The sequence below is a fragment of the Peribacillus sp. NPDC096447 genome (assembly GCF_044762725.1).
In the GTDB taxonomy this organism is placed as follows: domain Bacteria; phylum Bacillota; class Bacilli; order Bacillales; family DSM-1321; genus Peribacillus.
Window position 1 is genome coordinate 766,327 of record NZ_JBIWEV010000002.1, and the last position, 23,202, is coordinate 789,528.

The window sequence follows — 23,202 nt, forward strand, 5'->3', positions numbered from 1 at the left end:
CCAATAAATGGATACTTTATTAATTATAACAATATTAATCGTTTTCTTTGCTTTAGCATTTGACTTCATCAATGGTTTTCATGATACAGCCAATGCAATAGCGACTGCTGTTTCAACAAAGGCCTTGAAGCCTAGGCATGCCATCATCATGGCAGCCGTCATGAATTTCGTCGGAGCCATGACATTTACTGGAGTGGCGAAGACCATAACGAAGGATATCGTGGATCCGTTCACGCTTCCGAATGGTTCATATGTAATTATGGCTGCTCTACTTGCCGCTATCATATGGAACCTTCTAACTTGGTATTACGGAATACCAAGCAGTTCCTCCCATGCATTGATTGGTTCGATTGCTGGTGCAGCCATTGCTGCAGCAGGATTCGCTGGACTTAACTGGGGAGGATTCATGAAAATTCTTCAAGCTTTGATCTTCTCCCCGCTAATTGCTTTTGCAATCGGGTTTATCGTATACAGCATCTTTAAAGTTGTCTTTAAAAACAATAACCTGACAAAAACGAACCAAAAATTCCGGACTATACAGATTGCTACTGCAGCACTTCAATCGTATACCCACGGAACGAACGACGCACAAAAAGCGATGGGTATCATCACGATGGCCCTTATTGCAAATGGTTATGCATCAAGTACCGATATCGCTTTCTGGGTTCAGTTCTCCTGTGCGCTCGCAATGGGACTTGGAACTTCCGTCGGCGGATGGAAAATCATTAAGACCGTTGGCGGCAAAATCATGAAAATCCGCCCGGTCAATGGTGTTGCAGCGGATTTAACCGGAGCCCTTATCATTTTCGGCGCGACTGTAATACACATGCCAGTCAGTACAACCCATGTTATTTCGTCTTCAATCCTTGGTGTTGGATCTGCGCATCGTGTCAAGGGCGTAAAATGGGGAACGGCAAAAAGAATGATCATCACTTGGTTCATTACCATTCCCATCTCGGCAACATTAGCTGGTTTGCTTTATCTTTTAATTAACTTCCTATTCTAAAATAAAATCCCTTCCGGTTTCCATCGGTAGGGATTTTCTGTTTTACAAAGGATTTATCTATGCTTATTAATAGGAAATCGTTTAAAATTCAAGGAGAAGGAATTTTTTTAGCGAGGGGCAAAATAAAAATGAAGGAATTCGAAAAAAATAGAGATATTTTTAAAGACCTTTATGGAGATATGATGGAGTTTGCCGATAGAATCAGTTCTGTTTTAGGTTGCCCCATTACAATCGAGGACGGTAACCATCGCTTACTTGCTTATAGCACACACGATGATACTACGGATCAGGCTCGTATCATGACCATAATCGGAAGACGTGTCCCTGAGAAGGTCATCAACAGTTTATGGAAAGATGGCTTCATCCCCGCGTTGTTGAAAGAAGATGCCCCCATTAAAATTGGGGCCATCAATGATGTCGGGCTCGGTAACAGGGTTGCGGTTTCCATCCGAAAAAATAATGAAGTACTTGGTTTCATTTGGGCTTTGGAAGTAAATGAACCTTTCTCCGAAGAAGATATGAAATTTCTGCAATTCGCTGCCAAGGAAGCGAAGAACCAGTTACAGCAATTGCAATTGAAAAAGAAAAGGAAAGAAGCCGGTCATCAAGAGTTCCTTTGGCGCATGTTGACCGGGCATTACCAAGAAGAATCGGAAATAATTGAAAATTATAAGAAATTCTCCATCCATGTTCCAGTTGTTTTTTCCATATTGGTATTTGAATTTCCTAAAGAAATCAATCGCGAAGTGGAGCGCTACATTTCATACATGTTAACGACCACTCAAAAGATAAACAGTTCCTTATTTGCCATTGACCATAACAAACTCATTCTTTTCGCGGGAGCCAACCAGGAAAACAGCCCTTCTTTCACTTCATCCATTTATGAGTTCATTCCTTTTTTCATTCTGGAGATGAAACGGCGTTTCGGTGTTGAACATATCCTTGGAACGGCTGGCAATATGTATAAAAACTTAATGGACGTTAAATCAAGTTACGAAGAAGCTCAATACACCCTAAAAATGAAGAATATATTCCCTGATGACATGAAACTCATTTTACATTATGAAGAACTTGGCATGTTTCAAATGATTGAATCACTCGCAAGCAACAAACAGCGTCGTGTTCATCCTTCCATCCTTAAGCTAAAAGCATACGACATGAAAAATCAGACGGAATTGCTGCAAACACTAACTGTCTATCTAGAGAAAGACTGCAACCCAAACGAAGCTTCAAGAAACCTTCATATCCATGTGAATACATTGAATTACCGATTAAAAAGGATCTCGGAAGTGGGAAATATCCGGTTAAAAGACCCGATTCAAAAAATGTCCCTCTTTCTTAACATTAAACTTAATCAATATGATGAATTCTTCAAGAAAAATTAATGATATATTCCCTGATATGGAATACTAGAAGTGTGGAAAGGTTGATCTTATGAAATTTGAAACAAAAGAAGAACTTGAAAAAGAATTAGCAATCATAGATAAATGGGAGAAGGATCAGAAAGGACTGTGGTTTTGGGAACGGATAGGGCGGATCCCCTTCAAGCTATTGGATAAGTTGACACCGGATTTCATTCAGAAAAAATTGGGTGTCATGCTTGATGAAATCGGCAGCTACATTCAGAATGGCGGAAAATATTTAACGAAAGAAGCTCATATTCTAAATCAGCTGCAAGCCAAGAATCCCGAGTTGAATATTACTGCCCTGGAAGATGTTTCAAGCGTACCCCTCCATATCATGGATAGCGTGAGTCAGGATATTAAAAATTCAGGCAGCAAATTGGCAACGGTTCAAGGTGCCACTACCGGGATTGGCGGAATCTTCACCTTGGCCATCGACATCCCCCTTCTTCTCGGCATGTCGATCAAAACCCTTCAGGATATCGCCATCACATATGGATTCAATCCTAGGGACCGCCAAGAACGTATATTCATCGTCAAATGCCTGCAATTCACAACATCGGATGTTGTTGGCAAAAAGGCTCTATTAAATGAATTGTCGAAAATGCCCCAGACTGATTCCCAATCAAAAAGGGAAATAGCATCAGAACTGCAAGGATGGCGAGAAGTCGTTTATACATACCGTGATCAGTTTGGCTGGAAAAAGCTTTTGCAAATGGTTCCTGTTGCCGGAATAATATTTGGCGCCCTTACAAATCGTTCCATGATTGCCGATATAGCCGATACGGGAATCATGCTTTATAAGAAAAGAAGGATTCTAGAGCGCATTCAAGAACCAATCGCAAAGAATTGAATTCAGCTTTAATTGGGTTTTGATCCTGCAAGTCCATGTTTTTTGAAACTGCGTTTGTGGAATTCCACAAATACACCTTTTTCATTTTTCTGATTTCCACATACTAACTGTTTCTTTTTCCAACTATACTTGTGATACAAATAGTAAAACATATTATTGGAGGGATTAAGATGAGAATAGGAATTCCAAAAGAGATTAAAAACAATGAAAATCGTGTAGCTATCACTCCAGCTGGGGTCGTAGCATTAGTCAATGCAGGACATGAAGTATTAATCGAAATGAACGCAGGTCTAGGAAGCAGTTTTACAAATGAAGCATATCAAGAAGCTGGTGCTGTTATAGTCGAGGACGCTGCTAGCGTTTGGGCAAGCACAGAAATGATCATGAAAGTAAAAGAACCTATCTCATCTGAATATAAATATTTCCGAAAAGATTTAATCCTTTTCACCTATTTACATCTTGCGGCAGAACCGGCACTAGCTCAGGCACTAAAAGAAAGCGGTGTCTTGGCCATTGCTTATGAAACGGTTGCAGTAAACCGCACACTTCCTTTATTGACACCAATGAGTGAAGTTGCAGGACGCATGGCTGCACAAATCGGTGCTCAGTTCCTTGAAAAAAATAACGGCGGTAAAGGAATACTCTTAAGCGGAGTTCCTGGAGTTAAACGCGGTAAAGTCGCTGTTATCGGCGGAGGCATGGTTGGAACGAATGCTGCTAAAATCGCTATTGGATTAGGCGCAGATGTTACCATTCTTGACTTAAGCCCAGACCGCCTTCGTCAACTTGATGATATTTTCGGAAATGAACTGACTACACTCATCTCCAACCCTTATAATATTGCAGAAGCAGTCAAAGATGCCGATTTGGTTATCGGTGCTGTATTGATTCCAGGTGCTAAAGCTCCTAAGCTCGTTACTGAAGAAATGGTTAAATCGATGTCTCCAGGTTCAGTCATTGTCGATGTTGCAATCGACCAAGGCGGTATCTTTGAAACGGTCGACCACATAACAACACATGATAACCCTACTTATGTTAAACATGGAGTAGTGCATTATGCAGTGGCGAATATGCCAGGAGCAGTGCCTCAAACTTCTACAGTTGCTTTAACTAACGTAACAGTACCATTTGCACTTCAAATTGCAAACAAAGGCGCCATCAAAGCAATCCTTGAAAATGATGCCCTTGCAAAAGGCGTCAATGTTGCGAACGGTGAAATCACGTTCGAAGCAGTTGCCACAGACCTTGGCTACAACTACGTAAGTGTTGAAAACGCCTTAAACCCAAATAACATTAACGCTTAATAAAAAATAAGACTCCAGAATCTTGTCTGGAGTCTTATTTTTTTTGGACGAGAACCTCGATGAAGCTGTATGTCTTCATACAATATCCGGATCAGGCCGGATTATCTCACACAAGTTTTGTGCTCGGACGGGCGATTTTTCCGGGTATAAAACATCGGCCACTACATAATCAAGTCTGCCCTTTCCCCGGTTGATGTTATTAATCTAACAAAATAGTATATTCCTCTTAATCTATAAAGATTTTCCCAGGATTCATTATTCCTTTCGGATCCAATGCCTGTTTGATCGTTTTCATCACTTCGTAAGCTCCTCCATGCTCCCTTCGCTGATACTTCGATTTTCCAAGTCCCACCCCATGTTCACCCGTACATGTACCGCCTCTGGTTAATGCATATTCGACGATTTCTTCATTTAACCTCTTCGCTTCTTTAACTTCTTCAGGATTTTTCAGATCGATCATGAACAATACGTGATAATTCCCGTCACCAACATGCCCTACAATCTCCCCCTCCACTTTGGATTGTTCGACTTTCTTCCTTGTATCCAGTATGGCATTCGATAATTCATGAAGGGGCACACTAACGTCGGTCACCATCAGCTTCTTCCCCGGGGCGCTGTGAATGAATGCGTACGCGAGATTATGGCGCGCTTCCCATAAGGCATTCCGTGCTTTTGAATCGGTTTCAAACTGGATATCCCCACAGCCAAAATCACTTACGATTTCCTTGGCAAATTTGACGTCCTGTTCCAGTCCGGCAAAATTCCCATGAAACTCGAGGAATAAAGTTGGTTTGACTTCATAGGATTTGTCCATGAATTGATTAACTTTTTTTATGGACTCGGCATCAACCAATTCAATTCGTGCAATCGGAATACCAGCAAGCATGATCCCATTTACCGCAGATACTGCCTGTTCGACGGTTGGAAATGAGGCTCTCCCGGCCATTGTGACTTCAGGAATGCCATATACCTTTAATGTCAGTTCAGTAAATACACCCAGCGTACCTTCAGAGCCGACAAACAAGCCATTCAAATGAATGCCTGAAGATGATTTTGTCGCTAAGCTTCCGGAATGAATCACTTCACCGTTTGCTAAAACTATTTCCAAATCCCTGACTTGATCGCGCATTATCCCATATTTGACCGAGGTCGTCCCACTTGCATTCGTAGCTGCCATTCCCCCCAATGTAGCATCGGCACCAGGGTCGACGGAAAAGAACAAACCGTATTTTTTTAATTCTTTATTGAGCTGTGTCCTAGTCACACCTGGTTGGACCTTCACAAGGAAATCATTTTCCCTGATTTCCAATATTCGATTCATCAAGGACAAATCCAGGGAAATGCCCCCTTTGACTGGAACGACATGCCCCTCCAAACTTGATCCTAATCCAAAAGGAATGACCGGTATTTCATGCTCATTCGCATAACGCATGACTGCGCTTACTTCCGCAGCATCCCTTGGATATATGACCATATCCGGTAGGTGCGGAGTGTGATATGATTCATCATGGCTGTGCTGCTCCAATAATGTTTCATTCACCGTTACCTGTTCTTCCGTCAATATCTTCCTTAATTCTTCTATATAACCATTCATTATGCAGCCTCCTCTTTTTTCACCAAACATTCTGAAAATGGCAAACGGACGGGATTGCCCGCTAATAGGCAATTCATCTTTCTTCATTTACTGAAACCTTTCGTTTTATCCGTGCAGGCCTTCATTGCTTGCAAAATGCTGGATCTTAGCTGATTTTCTTCTAAAGACGCTACGGCAGCTATCGTTGAACCGCCCGGCGTGCAGACATCATCCTTTAAAGCAGCAGGATGTCTTTCCGTTTCCAGTACCATTTTAGCAGCTCCCATTACAGCTTGTGCTGCCATTCGGTATGCTTGTTTTCGTGGAATGCCGTCACGGACCCCTCCATCAGCCAGCGCCTCGATGAACATATATACATAAGCAGGCGACGAACCGCTGATGGCCGGTACTGCGTCCATCAATTCTTCATGCACGATTTCCGTTTTACCGAAACTATTCAGCAGTGCAGTCACATCCTCTATATCAGCATCGGTAATTTGATCATTAATGCTCATGGCAGTCATGCCTTCACCGACAAGCGAAGGAGTGTTTGGCATCGTCCGGACAACTTTCACTCTTTTTCCGAAGCTGTTCTCAACTAGTGATACAGTGATCCCTGCTGCCATAGTAATGATCACAGCGTCTTCTTTAACATGATTATTCACTTCTTCAAGCACTTGCTTATGCATGGCAGGTTGGATTCCTAGAAAGAGAAAATCGGCAAAACCGGCAACCTCTTTATTATCCAAAGTACCTTTAACCTTATATTTCGTGGTGATTTTAGTTTTGGTCTCCACACTCGCAGTACTGACCATGATCCCTTCAGGTGAAATGACCTCTGCAAGCAGCATGCCCTCAAGCATTGCCTCTCCCATTTTGCCGCATCCAATAAACCCTATTTTTTTATTCATATCTTACACTTCCAATCATAAGTTCATCTATATTCCTTCTTATTATATCGGATATGATAAATGGAAACACGTTGGAGATATTAAAAAGGAAGGATTTGGTGGTTTCTGGTCGAATTACTTAAGTATATGGATGTATCTTTAAATCCACCTTTACGCATTATAGTCATGAAATTGAATTTTTTTTGCAAAAAAATAAATATTGACTAAATGGTCATTAGAGATTTATAATTTTGACCTATTAGTCACAAACAAATAAGGAATACAGTTATAGGAATGGAGAAATGCTATGCAAATGGAAAAAAAGGCGGTCAATACCAAGCTTGTCTTAACAGGATTGATCATTGGAATGTTTTTCAGTTCATTGGAACAGACGATCGTCGGTACGGCCATGCCGACAATTATCGGGGAATTGAATGGTTTTACCATCTTTGCATGGGTAACGACTGCCTATTTAATAGCCTCAACGACTGTTGTACCCATTGTTGGAAAGCTATCTGATTTATATGGCAGACGTTCCCTTTATCTGCTTGGCACGATCATATTTACGATCGGTTCGTTTTTATGTGCCACAGCCACTTCGATGGAGCAATTGATCATCTACAGGGGTCTGCAGGGAATCGGCGGCGGGATGATCATGCCTTTATCCCAAACGATAATCGGAGATATATTCTCTGCGGAACAAAGAGCCAAATGGCAGGGTGTATTCGGAGCCCTTTTTGGTTTAAGTTCTGTCATCGGCCCTTTCCTGGGAGGCCTGATCGTTGACCATATCAGCTGGCATTGGATCTTTTTGATCAATGTACCGACGGGCTTACTATCTGCCATTTTGATTTATGTAGGATTGAAAAATGAAGCGATAAGGAAAACAGGGAAAGTGAATATTGATTATCTAGGGATTTTCACCTTGATTCCTGGTATTGTCCTGTTACTGCTTGGCTTGACCTTCGGTGGTGATAAATTCGAATGGTTATCATTAGAATCTCTGTTGATTTTCGGCAGCACCATTGTCTTCATTGCCCTATTCATCTTTTTTGAAAGAAGAGCGGTCGAACCGATCCTTGATTTATCCCTTTTTAAAAATAGAGTTTTTTCCACCACGAATATTTTGGGATTCTTGCTTGGCCTTGGCATGTTCGGGGCAATCATGTTCGTCCCGCTGTTCATGCAAGGCGTATTGGGAGTTTCACCAACAAAAGCGGGGTCGACCATGACTCCGATGATGATCGGTATGATTCTTTCCAGCATCATTGGCGGGCGGTTACTGTTGAAATTCCGTTTTCGTACCGTGCTTACCTTTGGAATGGTCTTTGCGACGCTTGGCTTTTTCCTAATGAGCATGATGGACGGCAGTACGACTATATTCACTGCGTACTCATTCATGGCCATCCTTGGGATAGGTATGGGTCTTGTCATGCCGACATTGATGATTGCCGTTCAAAACGAATTTCCAAAATCGCAGCTAGGGTCGGTTACAGCGGCTTCGACATTCTTCCGATCAATAGGAGGAACGATGGGCATCACGATTTTGAATGCTGTCATGAATCACAATCTCCAGCAAAATATGGATGATGCGGTCGTAAGTCAAAAGGACCCTATTTTGCATGAGGCACTGAAAGCATTAGCCGATAAAACGGATGCGTTATTCAACATCATGCTTTATCCTGAAAACCTTAAAATGCCCGCAGAAGTCAGCACTGTCCTTGTAAAAACGATTGAAAATGCTTGGATCGATGCATTCTCAAGTGTTTTCATCACCGGTATCTTTTTTGTTTCCGCGGGGATATTAGTGGCACTTTCCGTGGGTTCGGGCCGAATCAAAAAAGATCAAGAAACGGAAAAGGAATTAAGCTAAAAAAATGCTCGGGACCGGCTGATATAATCAGCCGGCCTTTTTAATCCCTTCATGTTTCTTTTTCATTGATAAGGGAATTTTACCTGTATGAGACTAAATGGAGTGATATCATGAACAAGATAAACGATTCAATTTTACCTGCGGATTTTTATCAGCAGCCCACTCTTGAACTGGCAAAATCCCTTCTTGGCTGCCTGATTGTAAAAGAAACAGCGGATGGAACCGCTTCTGGATTCATTGTTGAAACAGAGGCCTATATTGGACCTGGTGACAGGGCCGCACATAGTTTTGGAAATAGAAGGACAAAACGAACGGAAGTGATGTTCGGAAATTCCGGTTTGATCTATACATACGTCATGCACACACATACACTGGTCAATGTCGTAAGCGGAGGGCCTGAAAATCCGGAAGCCATTTTAATCCGGGCGGTTGAACCCTATTCAGGGCTTGAGTTAATGCATGAAAGACGAGGAATTGCCGATATTCGTAAATGGACCGATGGACCAGGGAAGCTAACAAAGGCACTGGGCATCACCATGGATGATTATGGTCGATCTTTTACGGATCCCCCGTTGTATCTAGCTGCCGGAAAACAGCCTGAACACATATCCAGCGGCCCCCGCGTCGGAATCGACAACTCTGGGGTAGCAAAAGATTACCCTTGGCGCTTCTGGGTTACCGACAACCCGTTTGTATCGCGTAAAAAACTAATTAATAAAGCTGTACCGAAAAATTAACCATGATTTTATCCCCTCTAAGTGAACAGTGTATATATTGTGGATGTTACACAACTTTGAGGGGATTTTACAATGTCCATAAGCATCCCGAAATCTCAAAAAGTCGTGAATGAAGCATCAGACACTAGCCCAAAAGGAACGAAGGTTACGTTGAGATAATACTTGATTTCTGCCAAACTAATTATTAAAATCCCCTCAATATTCCACAGTCTATTTTCCTTCCCCCCTCCCTATTAAACTTCCAGCCTATTACCCCAGTAATATTAATTTGACTTCCTTCCATTACAAACCTACTATAGTTAAGTCAGCAATATGGAAGGTGGTTTAAGATGAACGTTCAGGCACTTTTACAAATGAATACGATTTTTATTAGTATCCTTATTGAATCCCTTCCCTTCATTTTACTGGGAGTCCTTATATCTGGAATCATCCAAATGTTTGTATCAGAAGAGATGATTGCAAAGATTATACCGAAAAATCCGATCTTATCTGTTCTATCGGCAATAGGTGCAGGGGTCTTTTTTCTTGCTTGCGAGTGCGGGATCGTCCCGATTACCCGCCGTTTGATTGCTAAAGGGGTTCCTCTTTCAGCGGCCATCGCCTTTATGCTTTCTGCACCGATTCTCAATCCGATCGTCCTGTTTTCCACTTATATCGCGTTTGGCAATAGCTGGAGCATGGTTTTCTATCGTGGCGGAATTGCATTCGCGGTCGTTCTGATCATTGCATGCATCCTGTCTTTTCAATTCAAGACAAATCAGCTTAAACACGAACAAATCGAACATATCCATCACCATAAACTTACATTTAAAGGAAAAATAATAGGTATGTTTAAACACTCGATTGAAGAGTTCTTTTCTGTTGGAAAATACTTAATCATTGGTGCACTGCTGGCAGCTGCCATTCAAACCTTTTTAAAAACATCCCTATTGCTTGAAATAGGGCAAGGAAAACTATCCGGGAATGCAGTCATGATGGCTTTGTCCTATGTCATGTCCTTGTGTTCCCAAGCGGACGCCTTTGTTGCGAGTTCTTTTAGAAGTACCTTCTCGCCCTCTTCACTAGTTGCTTTTCTTGTATTTGGGGCCATGTTTGATATTAAAAATACGATCATGCTTTTAGGTACCTTCAAAACAAAATTCGTTTTATGTTTAATGGCCTATATATTCATTTCCGTCTTAGGCCTGACTTTATTGTTTATTTCTTAAAGAGGGTGTTTTATATGGGAAGATTATTCATATTACTTGGACTTACTTTTTTATTCATGCATTTACACGCCTCAGGGAATATATCGAAATACATCAATATGGAATATTCTTATGTTTCACAGATTGCCATCTATATATTGGCTATTTTTACGTTAATGGGATCCTACTTATATTTTAAAGAAGATAATCAAGAAGAATGTGTTGATTGTCAGTGCGGACATGATCACTCCCAAAAAAACAAGAAATGGAAAAAGAACCTTACTTACTTCTTATACTCCATTCCCATTTTAACCGGTCTCTTTTTGCCTGTTGCCACTATGGACTCGAATATCGTAGAAAAAAAAGGATTTCATTTCCCGGTGTATGATGACTCAGATGATTATAGCCAGCATCAATTTCTGCAGCCGGATACGAGTCTTTATTATGGCAAGGATGACTATTTAACTTTAATGGATCACTCGCTCAAAGACTTAGTTGAACGTGATAGTCTTCATTTAACCGATGAAAACTATCTAAACGACTTAGAAGCCATCTATTACGCTCCCGGAAAGTTCACTGGCAAACAAATTACGTTAACCGGGTTTTCGTACAATTCAGATGAGCTAGCCAAAAACCAGGTATTCCTGTTTCGTTTTGGTGTCATTCACTGTGTCGCAGACTCTGGGGTATTCGGTATGCTAATCGAATTTCCTGAAGGTATGCATCCAAAAAATGATGAGTGGTATTCCGTGACAGGTGAATTGGAATCCATTTATTATCAGCCATTCAAGAAAACCATTCCCCTGCTCAAAGTATCATCACATAGTAAAATCGCAGAACCAGACGATCCCTATGTTTATAGACAATATTAAAAAATTAATCATGGAAAGGTAAGGATATTATATTATTCTTACCTTTCTTTTTATTTACCTCAAAACTTCCATTTATGAAATCTCTTTTAGCCTAGTTATCTCTTTATGCGATATTAAGGATACTGCCCTTCCACTTGAATCCACACAATGTGACAGATCTGCAAAATAACCTGAAAAATGACGAAAAAGTTGAATTTTATTTAAATGGGTCATGTTTTTTATATGCCTTACCTTTATAATATAAATGCTACATATTTTTTTACCACATCAGGAGGAACTTTCCTAAATGAACAATTCGAAAAACTCTTTCATTCTTGCAGGAACCATTATAGGTACCCTTATCGCCGGCACTTCTGCTTATGCTGGTTCTTATCAAGTTAAATCAGGGGACACCCTTGATAAAATCTCTAAATCTAATAATACAACTGTCCAACAATTAAAATCTCAAAACCATTTGACTAGTAACCTTATTTTTCCCGGCCAAGTCCTGAAGGTTAACACCATTAAAACCCAGACTAAAAATATAGATAAAACCGAAAAATATGTGGTTAAACTGGGGGATACTTTATCTAAAATTGCTAAAAGATACAACCTTTCACTTAGTGCCCTGCTTAAATTAAACACTGACATTTCTAATTCGGATCGCATTTATATTGGCCAATCCATCCGTGTTTCCGGACAAGCTCCTGCATCCAGCTCTACGGCTAAAACAAATGCTACATATACAGTCAAATCCGGGGACACCCTGGACAAAATTGCCAGAGTCAACAATATGACTGTCCAACAATTAAAGACTAAAAACCATTTGACTGGTAGCCGTATTTTTCCCGGTCAGGTCTTGAAGGTTAATACCCTTACCAGCACTTCGGATAATAATAATAATAATAAAAATACAACAGACGTTTATGTGGTTAAATTAGGGGATTCCTTATCAACCATCGCTAAAAGATATAACCTTTCCCTTAGTGCCTTACTTAAAATGAACCCTAATATTTCTAATTCAGATCGTATTCGTATAGGCCAAACCATCCGTGTTTCAGGGAAAGCCTCGGCATCTTCGATTAATAAACCGTCCAAATCGACCAAAGCGGATCAAGTTCTGGCAGCTGGCGCTAAATACATGGGAGCCAAGTATGTTTACGGTGCGAGCACTTCGCGCACTGACGTATTTGATTGCTCTTCATTCACATTAAGGGCATTCAAAAGTGCAGGTGTTTCCTTGCCTCGAAATTCAGTGGCACAATCACACGTTGGTACAGCTGTATCTTCAAAAGCCCTTCAAAAAGGGGATTTAGTATTTTTTGATACCAATAATGATGGAGTAATCAACCATGTGGGAATTTATGCCGGTAACGGTCAAATGCTGAATGCTTCTACATCTAAAGGTGTATCCTACGCTAACATTAACAATTCTTACTGGGGACCTAGCTTTGTGAAGGCAGTCCGAGTACTTAACTAAATGTGATGGCAGTAATTGATAAAGAGCAAAAAGCGTGTTGATAAAAAGATCAAACACGCTTTTTTGTGTATCATAATGTCAAATAGCCGCCAACTGGTGTGATATGGATTATAACCCTTCTTTTTGAATCCATCCTAACTCTCGCATTAACCTATGCATATCTAATCGCTTAATTAAGGTGTTTACTGATACGGACTCCTTCCAAGCTGGATAATCCAAATGTGGTTTGTTATTTATAATTGGAAATGAAATGTATTTATATTTAATTCGTTAAAGTATTAAGTCTTTTTTTATAATTGATTTTACGATTAAAAATACTTAACACACTTAAAAGTATTGCAAGACATACAAAATAAACTAAACCTTCACTAGTAAACCCAAATTTATAAAAGATAATCGTAGCAATGATAAACACACCAGTTAAAAGTATTTTATAAGACCAATACTTACTCATTATCATGACCTCTTTTTTCATTTTATTAATCTGAATAGGTAGTTTTAGTTAAACCATTAAAATTCTTCACTTACAAATTTAAGCTAACCCTTTTTATCCGCTCTTTCCTCATACCTGGCGCATTAACCTTTGCATCTCCATAATCGCATAATTAAGTTGTTTATTGATACGGACTCCTTCCAAGCTGGATAATTCCTTTCGTTGGGCTATTTCATCCTTCTTTTTTCTATGATAGACCACCGTTTGTTGTAATAACCAGGCTCTTCTTAATAACATTCTCTTCACCTGCCTGTTTTGTTAAATGTCTTTCCTGCATTTCCATTTGCTTTTTATGGACTTTTTCTTCTATTCGATCTGTGAACAGCTGATTATTGTTGATATTTTCTTTATTCGACTCTATTAACCGCGCTAATGATACATTTTTACGCATTTTTGCGCCCCCGCATTCACAGAAATTGCTAACCGTAAAAAAAATGGTTTTCTCTACTTAGGAAAATTATTTTCCCTACTACTTAGTGACATTTTCATAATACTATTAGTTTAAAAATTCTTGGTTTCAATTTTGAAATGACAGGTACCAATACTGGTATTGTCATTCTGGAACTTGCCATTCTTGTCCTTGATCGGGCCGTGCAGTATTTACATTACCAATAAAAAAAGGCCTTCATCGCAGAAGACCTTTCAGACTGTATACTAATAAGAAGAGCAAGTTCGCCTACAGTTTTTACCAAAAACGTTCCAGCTTGAGTTCAGAAATCCGCTCCCTTTCCGCCGACTGTCTGCCAAGCCTCCTCGGCGCAAGCGCCTGTGGGGTCTCGGCTAGCCAGTTATTCGGCAGGAGTGTCGCTTAATTCTTCAATCTAGTAACGATTACAGTAAAAACCATCAAGGCCGGGCCATAGTATTCGAACAGCTGCACTGTCTTGAGTTTATCGACCTAAGCCTCACTGTATTCGGTCGTTCACGCACTGTATTCAACCTATCCCGGACAGCATTCGACCGTTGATGCACTTTATTCGACCGTTCACGAATTTTTTTCAACTTTCACCTCATTATTCAAACCCCGAACCCCATTTTGTCGCCACACTCGATGAAGAGCAAGTTCGCCTACAGTTTTTACTAAAAAAACGTTCCAGCTTGAGTTCAGAAATCCGCTTCCTTTCCACCGACTGTCTGCCAAGCCACCTCAAAGCAAGCGCCTGTGGGGTCTCGGCTAGCCAGTTATTCGGCAGGAGTGTCGCTTAATTCTTCAATTTAGTGAGGTTTCATAAACAAAACATAAAGTATATTCTAGTGTTTTAATCAGGGGTGAGTGCATCTCGAACATGGAATTACTTTAGTTTCTCTTGCTTTTCAAGATACTGCCTTATTTTTTTCAAATAATCCGGTGCATCCATTTGATCTTTCACGACCAATTCTATAAGGCAAAGTTTATCGGCGTTCATGTCCTGAGCATTTGTAATGGCATCATCCAGTTCACCATTCGTCTCGACTCGTGCTGTGAATGCCTCTTGACCAAACGCTTCAGCCAGTTTTGTATAATTCCACTCTGGTATCTCGTTGTATTTCTGTTTTTCTATATCGACTTTTACATTTAAGAATTTTTCTATCGTATAGCCGTTATTGTTGAGGATGAACACGATGGGCTTACAGCCGTTCTCCAGCATCGAGCTTATTTCCTGTGCTGTCAGCTGTATCGAGCCGTCCCCGGTAAACAAAAGAACACGCCGGTTTCTATCCGCTATACAAGCTCCGAAAGCTGCGGGGGTCGCATAACCGATGCTTTGCCAGCCTCCCTGTGCAATATAGGTCGCCCCTTTCGGCAATCTGACCTGTGACATGCCATAAGAGAATGTTCCTGTTTCCGTGACCACAATGTCATTTTCCTTCAACATTTGCTGAATTCGAGGATAATAGGAAGCCGCTTCCAGAGGTGCTGACGGGTCTTCCACCATTGTGTCATACGGAAACGAGATGTTTCCGATAGATTCGTTCTGCCGGTAGCCAATGTCCTGGAGCTCACTTAGAATTTCCTCCGCCCTGACATTCATATAACTGGCTGCTCCCACTTTTAATGTGTCAGGTTGAATTTCCACCATTTTCAACGGGTCAAGCTTTGCTGTACCTTTGGAAGTATTGACGTCTGACCAAACAGCACCAACAGCTATGATGAAATCCGCTTCTTCAACAGTCTGAGTTACTTCCTTACTTCCGAAAGCTCCGCCGTATACACCAATATACTGGGGATGGCTTTCATCAAACCCGCTTTTTCCCTGCATTAACGAAGCAACCGGAACATTTAAACTCTCAGCGAGCTGCAGTACGGGTTTCTGCAAGTTATAACGAAGTGTTTTTACGTCGACAAGCAGAACGGCTTTATTTACATGTTCTAACATGCCTTTTATATGCTTAACTGCTGACTGCAAAGCATCGACATTTGTTTTGGCCACATTTTCAGAAACCTCACTGTGGGAAATCAACGGTTTTTCAACGAGATCGATAGCCACTACCAAATAAACGGGCTTTTTCTTTTCTTTCGCGATTCTGATTGCAGCCGGTATCTCCCTAGCCGCGTTTTCTGGTGTAAGGATCGCCGTATAACTGGTGATATGCTCATAAACCTTACGGAAAACATCAAAATCTCCATCCATTAACGTATGATGGGCAAGCTCCTTCTTCTGTTGCATCATGGACTTTGGCGAGCCGACAATATGGATGAGCGGCACATTTTCACTGTACGCGCCAGCGATTGCATTACATGCGCTCATTTCACCGACACCAAAGGTGGTGATCAGTGCCGACATGCCCTTCACCCGGGCATAGGCGTCCGCTGCGTATCCAGCATTGAGTTCATTTCGTCCATTAATAAACTCAATCCCATCATAATCTTCCAAAGTATCTAGCAATGAAAAATTATAGTCTCCGGGCACACCAAAAATCTCTGTAATGCCTTCTGCTTTTAAGCAGTCGTATAAATATTGTCCCAAGGTTCTGTTTTCAGCCAATTCAATCACTCCTTCAATCGATTACTCTTTACTTTATTTATACCCAAACATAAGTAGGTTAACCGTAAGTAAGGTAGTCCGCTACTCTATTACTCTAGTTTTAGCTTTGATGTATGAAGTGATTGAGATTATCGCAGGCATGCTTTCATAAATGATTCAATTCCAAATCAAAATATCTGAAAATTCTTGATTCAACACTATTTTTGATTTATATTTGAATCACCGTAAAAGTGGATAAGGGGGATAATGATGAGTGATAACAATGTCAAAAGAGTTTTGGAATGCATCATCAACACATCCAATAACAATATTACCGTGACCGATGAAAAAGGATTCATTTTATTCACGAATCCTAACCATTGGTGGATATATGGAATCGAACCAGAACACTATCTTGGGAAATCCGTTTACCAGCTCGAAACGGAAGGAATCCTTTCACCTTCGATTTCCGCCATGGTATTGAAAGAGAAAACACCTGTCCAGATCATGCAGCAAACGAAGACGGGAAAAATCGTCATGTCGACTGCTTATCCCATCTTTGATGATAATGGTGAATTGATTCGTGTCGTCAGCTATGCCCAAGATCAAACTGAAATCAGGAACCTCCAGGATCAGTACGGTCAATTGGAGAAAAAGATTCAGGAATACCAATCGGAGGTCGAGGAGCTTAGGGAACAGGAGGAGCTGATCTATCGCAGCAAGGAAATGCGGCAAATCGCGAAAACGATACACCGTGTTTCCAAAACGGATGCCACAGTCATGCTTCTTGGGGAATCCGGTGTGGGAAAGAGCGTCTTCGCCCGCCGGCTGCATAATCAGAGTTACCGCAGCAAGGAGCCATTCATCGAAGTCAACTGCAGTACCATCCCAGAAAGTCTCTTTGAATCCGAAATGTTTGGTTACGAAGCGGGATCCTTTACCGGTGCGCAGAAGCAGGGGAAGCAAGGGCTGGTGGAACAAGCTGATAACGGAACCTTATTTCTGGATGAAATCGGGGAGCTTCCCCTGGATATGCAAGTGAAATTATTAAATGTCCTGCAAGAGAAGACCTTTAAAAGAGTGGGCGGAAAAAAAGAGCATAAGATAGATTTTCGGCTTGTGACGGCAACCAATCAAAACCTTGAGGAAATGGTGGAAAAGGGAACATTCAGGCTAGATTTGTATTACCGCTTAAATGTGATTCCGATCCAAATACCGCCATTACGCGAAAGAAAAGAAGACATTGCCATCTTAATCAATCATAATCTCGAAATTATCAACAAGAAATACAAGACAGATAAGAAGTTGCACCCTTCCACTTACGAAATACTGATTCAGCATAAATGGTCAGGAAACGTGCGTGAATTGGAAAACCTGATTGAACGGCTCATTTTGACCTCGGAAGACTCCATCATTTTCCCTGGCTTTCTCCCCTCCCATTTCCATGGACAAGAATCTTTGGAGAAAATAGATGATACCCTAATGATCGACAATATGATGGTTGATGATAGTGATCTCAATACCGCCCTCGAACAAGTCGAAAAATGGATGATGATGAAAGCGAGTAAACAATGCAAGTCCACATATGAAATGGCTAAATTCTTAGGTATCAGCCAGCCTTCCGTCGTCAGGAAAATGAAGAAATACAAAGATCACCTGCCCATTAAGTAACAGTGGGATGAAAGAATGTTTCACTATAGTATCCTCCTTTTTTAACCTGTATAAAAAGGAGACCAGCGTATCGAAGGTCTCCTTTTTCTTACTTATTTGACACGCCTGCAGATTCAAATGTTGCCATTTCTTTAATGACCAATGTTGCTGCCTTAAGGATGGGGTATGATAGGGCTGCCCCTGTTCCTTCCCCGATTCTCATTCCCAGATCGAGGATCGGCTCCTTGCCAAGCAGTTCTATGGCCGTTCTATGACCAGGTTCTGCAGATCGATGTCCAACAAACATATAATCGGCTGCACGTCCGGAAATCAGGTTTGCCAATACAGCAGCCGTGGTTGTAATGAAACCATCAACAAGAATCGGTATACGGTTATTCGCTGCAGCAAGCATGGCCCCTGCCATACCTGCAATTTCGAATCCACCGATATTCATCAAAATATTGATTGGATCATCCGGATTAGGATTTCTTAATGAAATCGCTTCTTCAATTATTCTTCGCTTATGTAAAATGCCTTCTGACTTCAATCCTGTTCCCTGCCCCACTAGTGATTCAACGCTTTTCCCGCTTACGATGGAGATGATGGCGGTACTGGATGTCGTATTTCCGATTCCCATTTCACCAAGAATCAGGCAGTTCACACCACGGGCAATCATTTTTTGTGCACGGTCATATCCAATTTCAAGCGCTTGAATTACTTCTTCCTTTGTCATCGCCTCTTCCTTATAAAAGTTTCTAGTTCCATTGCGGACTTTTCTCGAAGTTAACCCCGGTGCCTCGATATCTGCATCGATCCCTATATCGACAATGTCCAAGTAAGCGTCTATCGCCCGGCTTAATACATTGATGGCGGCACCGTCATTCAGGAAGTTGAGAGCCATTTGTTCCGTCACTTTTTTTGGATAAGCCGAAACCCCTTCTTCCGTAATTCCATGGTCGGCCGCAAACACGATAACCCCCGGTTTCGAAATGTCCGGAAATGCCTCCCCTGTCATCTTGGCCAGTTCGATTATCCATTCTTCAAGCCGGCCCAAGCTTCCCTGAGGAACCGTCAGCGAATCGACATGTCCTTTAACCTGCCGTCCCATTTCTTCATCCAGCATCGGGATGGAGATGGCAGCTAACCCATTCGTCATATTAATACCCCCAAAAATCCAAAATGAAAAACCTTAACCACAGGAAAAGGTTCTTATCCATCATCTGCTATAAATACAACTTAGTCCACATAATTATCCTCTAAGCTTTCACTTGTACTCACTGTTATCCATTCACTTCGGCACTCCTATTTCATTTAGTGGGTAGATACGAAATTTCACTTTGCCCACAAGTGATTCTTCAGAAATAAAACCAAATCTTCTTCCATCCCAACTGTTCCTCCGATTATCCCCCATGACAAATAAATGACCCGCAGGTACCTTGGATTTCCCAAGTAAATCACTCAGGCTGAAATTCTCCGTCAGATTTTCTTCAGGCGGAATTTCCCCTTTTTTTGTTTTCAAATATGGTTCCGTATACTTTTTCCCATTGATATATAAGACATCATCTTTCATTTCAACACTGTCACCTGGTAAACCGATCACCCTTTTTATATAATTCTCTTCCGCATCCGGAGCATAAAATACGACCATATCGAAGCGCTCCGGCTTTCCGATTTTAGCTACCACGATCCGATCATCATTCTCATAAGTCGGCTCCATTGATTCACCTTTTACTGTGACTGGCGTAAATAAAAACTGTTGGCAAATGAACACGATCATTAAAGCGAATAAGATGGCTTTCAACCACGAAAACACTTCACTTTTCATATTCTTCATAAGGACTCCCTCCCATCCATTGTGAACTGCTGAACCAATTATTGGCTTGCAGCGCAATTCTTTAGCTCTATTTATCCCCTTAAAATCCTTTTGCGGTCGGGGACTTTTGAGGAGACATTCCAAAGAAATATCTGGAAAAATTGTAACATATCCATTTATCGCTTGCGAGATTAAATCATTTTCAATGCCAATCTCAAACCATGAAAAAAAGGATAGCGAATTTTAGCTATCCTTTTACTACGTTTTTTCCTCAGTATTTATTCCAAGTCAATATAGTATCGAGTGGCAAACGGACTTTTTCAAACCCTGCTTTAGTTCCTTTTCCAATGGAAATTAACATGACAGGCTTGAAGTTTTCCGGTACATTGAATGCATCGACAAATTTGGCTTCATCAAACCCTCCCATTGGGACTGTATCGTATCCTTTTGCTTTTGCAGCCAACATGATTTGCATGGAAACCAAGCCACCGTCAATCATGGCTACACTTAAAGCCTTTTCAGCAGAAAAGTTACCGTAATTATGCAGAATAGAGGCTACATATGGCTCTTTGATTTCATTCTTCATGATCCCTTTATTGACTAATTCACCATAAATCCGCTCTGCATTTTTGTAACCTTCTATATCAGCTAAAACGGCAATGACAGCAGATGCATCGACGATTTGTTGTTGGTTATTTCCGATGGGAAGCAATTCTTGCTGGGTTTGCTTATCTTGAATCACAAGGAATCTCCATGGCTGCAAGTTGGAAGAAGATGGTGCTTGAATCGCAATATCCAGGATTTCACGAATTTCTTCTTCAGTCATCACGTATTCAGCATCGTACTGGCGAACAGATCTCCGTTCTTTTGCTACCGTAATGAAGTCCGTATCACTAAGGACTTTGGGCTTTTCAACCGGTATATTCAATTCTTTCGATTTATTTAGGTACTCTTCTTTACTCATTATATTTTTTGTCATTTATAATGACCTCCATTTAACTGTAATTAATACAGGAACAGTATATAACGTATACTGTTCTTTTGTCAAATACAGTTTAAGAAAAACGAAACCATGTAAGTTTCGTTTTTCACATTAAGATTTTGATAGTAAATCAGCAATCGTCTTTTGTTCCAAGCCTTGTATAATCCAGCTCTCCATCTCGTTTTTCAAACCGCATAACGCTTCTCTAGAAGATGGATGAAAGCATTTTTTATCATTCACATCAAGAAAGCCTTTTGAGAAAGGTTCTGATTTAATTGCAGAGTATATATCTGCAAGAATGATTTGTTCGGGATTTTTGGCAAGTGAATATCCCCCATCCCTGCCCTCCTTCGCTTGAATCAGCCCTGCCTTCACTAAATTACTTAATATTTTTCTAAGAAAACCTGACTCCGAATCAAGCTTAACGGCCAATTTATTACTATTACATAATCCATCATGATCAGCAAGAACAAGCAGGGCTTGTACGGCAAGACTAAACCACATAATACTGGAAACCTTTTCTGACATTTCTTTCACCTCTCTCCTCTACTTTAAACTATTTTTCAATGAATATACAACGATGCATCGAACAATCCTGCCTAAAACCTCTTTTTAATGAACCCTCCCTCGAGGAAAGCTTTAAGCCCTTATTGGAAAACGATGCGACTTCTAATCCAGAAAAAATATTAGACAAATTTCTTGTCTTACAAATTATATTTTTAGGAATATGGTAAACTTACTTAATAGAATTTACTTTGCTCAGGAAGTGGATGAATCATGCTGAAAACAATAAATGAACAAATGGATAAAATTATGCCCCTTATCACGCCGATAAGCGTGGTTATTGGGGTATTATTGGCCGTACCTCTAAAGGATTACACCTTTCTTGTCCCATGGATATTTGCCTTCATTACCTTTTCCGGAAGTTTAGGCTCTAACTTTAAATCTCTTAAACAGGCAGTCACCCACCCTTTACCTGTTTTCATCGTATTGATCATCCTTCATATACTTATGCCTGTTTGGGCTTTTGGACTCGGCCATTTAGTGTTCCATGGTGATGCTTTCACGATTACCGGCCTAGTCCTGGCTGTAGTGATTCCAACCGGTGTCACCAGTATGATTTGGGTATCCATTTATAATGGGAATGCCGTACTTGCCCTAACCATCATCTTGATCGACACCCTACTCTCGCCATTCATCGTTCCTTACAGTGTATCCCTTTTTGGAGGCGGTTCGATCGAAATGGATTTGGGTTCGATGGTGAAAGGATTAATCGGTATGGTCGTTCTTCCCTCCATGCTTGCCATGTTTTTGAATCAAGCTACAAAAGGGAAGATACAATATACACTATCCCCCCGCTTAGCTCCATTTTCCAAGATAAGCGTTGGAATCGTAGTTATATTGAACAGTTCAAAAATCGCGCCTTACTTAACCCATTTCGATAAGAAATTAATCATCATGGCCTTCTTGGTTTTGTTCATAGCTGCTTCTGGGTATGCCATTTCTTGGATGGTCGGGGCATATTTAAGATGGGATAAGGCGGATATCATCACCTTGACATTTACAGGCGGCATGCGAAACATCAGTGCTGGAGCCGTTCTTGCAACCACCTATTTCCCTGCTGCCGTCGCGGTACCCGTTGTACTTGGCATGCTGTTTCAACAAATGCTTGCCTCCTTTTTTGGCTATGTCATGGAAAGGCATTTCCATCGTGATGTGAATGAAGGGTGATCCGTCGAAACAACTTGATTGGAAGATAGTGTATAATTAATACATAGATCTTCATACGGTGGTGAAATTCATGATCCATGCTGTCAAAGATTTTTTATCCAGCTGCTTGCTGATTACCAGTTGGTTAATATTTGCGGTCAGCAGCATATTTTTCGTCTTTTCGTTTTTTACCGTTTTTGCCATACCTATTTTCTTATTAATATTTTTTACCGGCTTCCTTTGTTTCCATATTTCCAAGAAACTCGACTCACGACGGGTTTCTAAGTGTTAAGATCTATTTATTCTACAATACTAGCGGTAATTTCTTTTGAATGCCATTTGATACGAATTATCCCTTACTAAAACGACCCAATTTATTCCGACCTGCAACCAGATTAATTCGACCTACAACCAATTTTCGTCCCTTCACTTAATCCATAAAAAAAGGAGCT

General features: G+C 40.9%; 20 protein-coding genes. 11 read left to right on the top strand and 9 right to left on the bottom strand.

What is annotated here, in order from left to right; translation table 11 throughout:
* Positions 1–7: 7 nt before the first annotated feature.
* The 4 genes from ACIQZD_RS10695 to ald all read left to right on the top strand — a co-directional run bounded on the left by ACIQZD_RS10695 (position 8) and on the right by ald (position 4,566).
* Positions 8–1,006: an inorganic phosphate transporter gene (locus tag ACIQZD_RS10695; protein ID WP_402901724.1), complete on the top strand. Its 999-nt coding sequence runs from the start codon at positions 8–10 to the stop codon at positions 1,004–1,006.
* A 128-nt stretch (positions 1,007–1,134) separates the two neighbouring features.
* Positions 1,135–2,391, top strand: a complete 1,257-nt coding sequence (locus ACIQZD_RS10700; protein ID WP_241663382.1) for a PucR family transcriptional regulator — start codon at positions 1,135–1,137, stop codon at positions 2,389–2,391.
* A gap of 49 nt (positions 2,392–2,440) precedes the next feature.
* A complete protein-coding gene (locus ACIQZD_RS10705; RefSeq protein WP_402901728.1) occupies positions 2,441–3,262 on the top strand; it encodes an EcsC family protein in 822 nt (273 codons plus the stop codon).
* A 170-nt stretch (positions 3,263–3,432) separates the two neighbouring features.
* Complete coding sequence (gene ald / locus ACIQZD_RS10710) at positions 3,433–4,566, top strand: alanine dehydrogenase (protein ID WP_053533925.1); 1,134 nt, start codon at positions 3,433–3,435, stop codon at positions 4,564–4,566.
* A gap of 226 nt (positions 4,567–4,792) precedes the next feature.
* Here ald and ACIQZD_RS10715 read toward each other — a convergent pair whose 3' ends face one another.
* The gene (locus ACIQZD_RS10715) at positions 4,793–6,160 is read right to left on the bottom strand and encodes an FAD-binding oxidoreductase (RefSeq protein WP_402901735.1); all 1,368 of its coding nucleotides are present in this window, start codon (positions 6,158–6,160) and stop codon (positions 4,793–4,795) included.
* A gap of 83 nt (positions 6,161–6,243) precedes the next feature.
* On the bottom strand, positions 6,244–7,050 hold the full coding sequence (gene proC, locus ACIQZD_RS10720) for a pyrroline-5-carboxylate reductase (RefSeq protein ID WP_402901739.1): 807 nt from the start codon (positions 7,048–7,050) through the stop codon (positions 6,244–6,246).
* A gap of 286 nt (positions 7,051–7,336) precedes the next feature.
* On the opposite strand from proC, the gene ACIQZD_RS10725 reads away from it, so the two are divergent.
* From ACIQZD_RS10725 to ACIQZD_RS10745, 5 genes are all read left to right on the top strand, one after another.
* Positions 7,337–8,902, top strand: coding sequence for an MDR family MFS transporter (locus ACIQZD_RS10725; protein WP_402901742.1), 1,566 nt, complete (start codon positions 7,337–7,339; stop codon positions 8,900–8,902).
* Positions 8,903–9,012: 110 nt separating this feature from the next.
* On the top strand, positions 9,013–9,639 hold the full coding sequence (locus ACIQZD_RS10730; RefSeq protein WP_402901745.1) for a DNA-3-methyladenine glycosylase: 627 nt from the start codon (positions 9,013–9,015) through the stop codon (positions 9,637–9,639).
* Positions 9,640–9,968: 329 nt separating this feature from the next.
* The gene (locus tag ACIQZD_RS10735; RefSeq protein WP_402901748.1) at positions 9,969–10,847 is read left to right on the top strand and encodes a permease; all 879 of its coding nucleotides are present in this window, start codon (positions 9,969–9,971) and stop codon (positions 10,845–10,847) included.
* A gap of 14 nt (positions 10,848–10,861) precedes the next feature.
* Complete coding sequence (locus ACIQZD_RS10740) at positions 10,862–11,698, top strand: TIGR03943 family putative permease subunit (RefSeq protein WP_402901751.1); 837 nt, start codon at positions 10,862–10,864, stop codon at positions 11,696–11,698.
* Positions 11,699–11,984: 286 nt separating this feature from the next.
* Positions 11,985–13,157 (top strand): C40 family peptidase, encoded by a 1,173-nt coding sequence (locus ACIQZD_RS10745; protein WP_402901754.1) that lies wholly within the window; start codon positions 11,985–11,987, stop codon positions 13,155–13,157.
* A gap of 680 nt (positions 13,158–13,837) precedes the next feature.
* Here ACIQZD_RS10745 and ACIQZD_RS10750 read toward each other — a convergent pair.
* Both ACIQZD_RS10750 and ACIQZD_RS10755 read right to left on the bottom strand, forming a co-directional pair.
* A complete protein-coding gene (locus tag ACIQZD_RS10750; protein WP_402901757.1) occupies positions 13,838–14,041 on the bottom strand; it encodes a hypothetical protein in 204 nt (67 codons plus the stop codon).
* 901 nt (positions 14,042–14,942) lie between these two features.
* A complete protein-coding gene (locus ACIQZD_RS10755) occupies positions 14,943–16,625 on the bottom strand; it encodes an alpha-keto acid decarboxylase family protein (protein WP_402901760.1) in 1,683 nt (560 codons plus the stop codon).
* 237 nt (positions 16,626–16,862) lie between these two features.
* On the opposite strand from ACIQZD_RS10755, the gene ACIQZD_RS10760 reads away from it, so the two are divergent.
* Positions 16,863–18,266 carry a sigma-54 interaction domain-containing protein gene (locus tag ACIQZD_RS10760; RefSeq protein ID WP_402901763.1) on the top strand — a complete coding sequence of 468 codons (1,404 nt, stop codon included), beginning with the start codon at positions 16,863–16,865 and terminating at the stop codon, positions 18,264–18,266.
* 88 nt (positions 18,267–18,354) lie between these two features.
* On the opposite strand, the gene cobT is transcribed toward ACIQZD_RS10760, so the two are convergent.
* The 4 genes from cobT to ACIQZD_RS10780 form a co-directional block, all read right to left on the bottom strand.
* Entirely contained in the window at positions 18,355–19,401 is a 1,047-nt protein-coding gene (gene cobT / locus ACIQZD_RS10765; protein ID WP_402901766.1) for a nicotinate-nucleotide--dimethylbenzimidazole phosphoribosyltransferase, read from the bottom strand.
* A gap of 132 nt (positions 19,402–19,533) precedes the next feature.
* A complete protein-coding gene (gene lepB / locus ACIQZD_RS10770; protein WP_402901769.1) occupies positions 19,534–20,079 on the bottom strand; it encodes a signal peptidase I in 546 nt (181 codons plus the stop codon).
* A 250-nt stretch (positions 20,080–20,329) separates the two neighbouring features.
* Entirely contained in the window at positions 20,330–21,037 is a 708-nt protein-coding gene (locus tag ACIQZD_RS10775) for a nitroreductase family protein (protein WP_402901771.1), read from the bottom strand.
* Positions 21,038–21,151: 114 nt separating this feature from the next.
* Positions 21,152–21,568 carry an RrF2 family transcriptional regulator gene (locus ACIQZD_RS10780; RefSeq protein ID WP_137019683.1) on the bottom strand — a complete coding sequence of 139 codons (417 nt, stop codon included), beginning with the start codon at positions 21,566–21,568 and terminating at the stop codon, positions 21,152–21,154.
* Positions 21,569–21,817: 249 nt separating this feature from the next.
* Here ACIQZD_RS10780 and ACIQZD_RS10785 point away from each other — a divergent pair, with 249 nt between their 5' ends.
* Positions 21,818–22,771 (top strand): bile acid:sodium symporter family protein, encoded by a 954-nt coding sequence (locus ACIQZD_RS10785; RefSeq protein ID WP_402901775.1) that lies wholly within the window; start codon positions 21,818–21,820, stop codon positions 22,769–22,771.
* A gap of 51 nt (positions 22,772–22,822) precedes the next feature.
* Here ACIQZD_RS10785 and ACIQZD_RS10790 read toward each other — a convergent pair whose 3' ends face one another.
* A complete protein-coding gene (locus tag ACIQZD_RS10790) occupies positions 22,823–23,008 on the bottom strand; it encodes a hypothetical protein (RefSeq protein ID WP_402901778.1) in 186 nt (61 codons plus the stop codon).
* Positions 23,009–23,202: the final 194 nt, after the last annotated feature.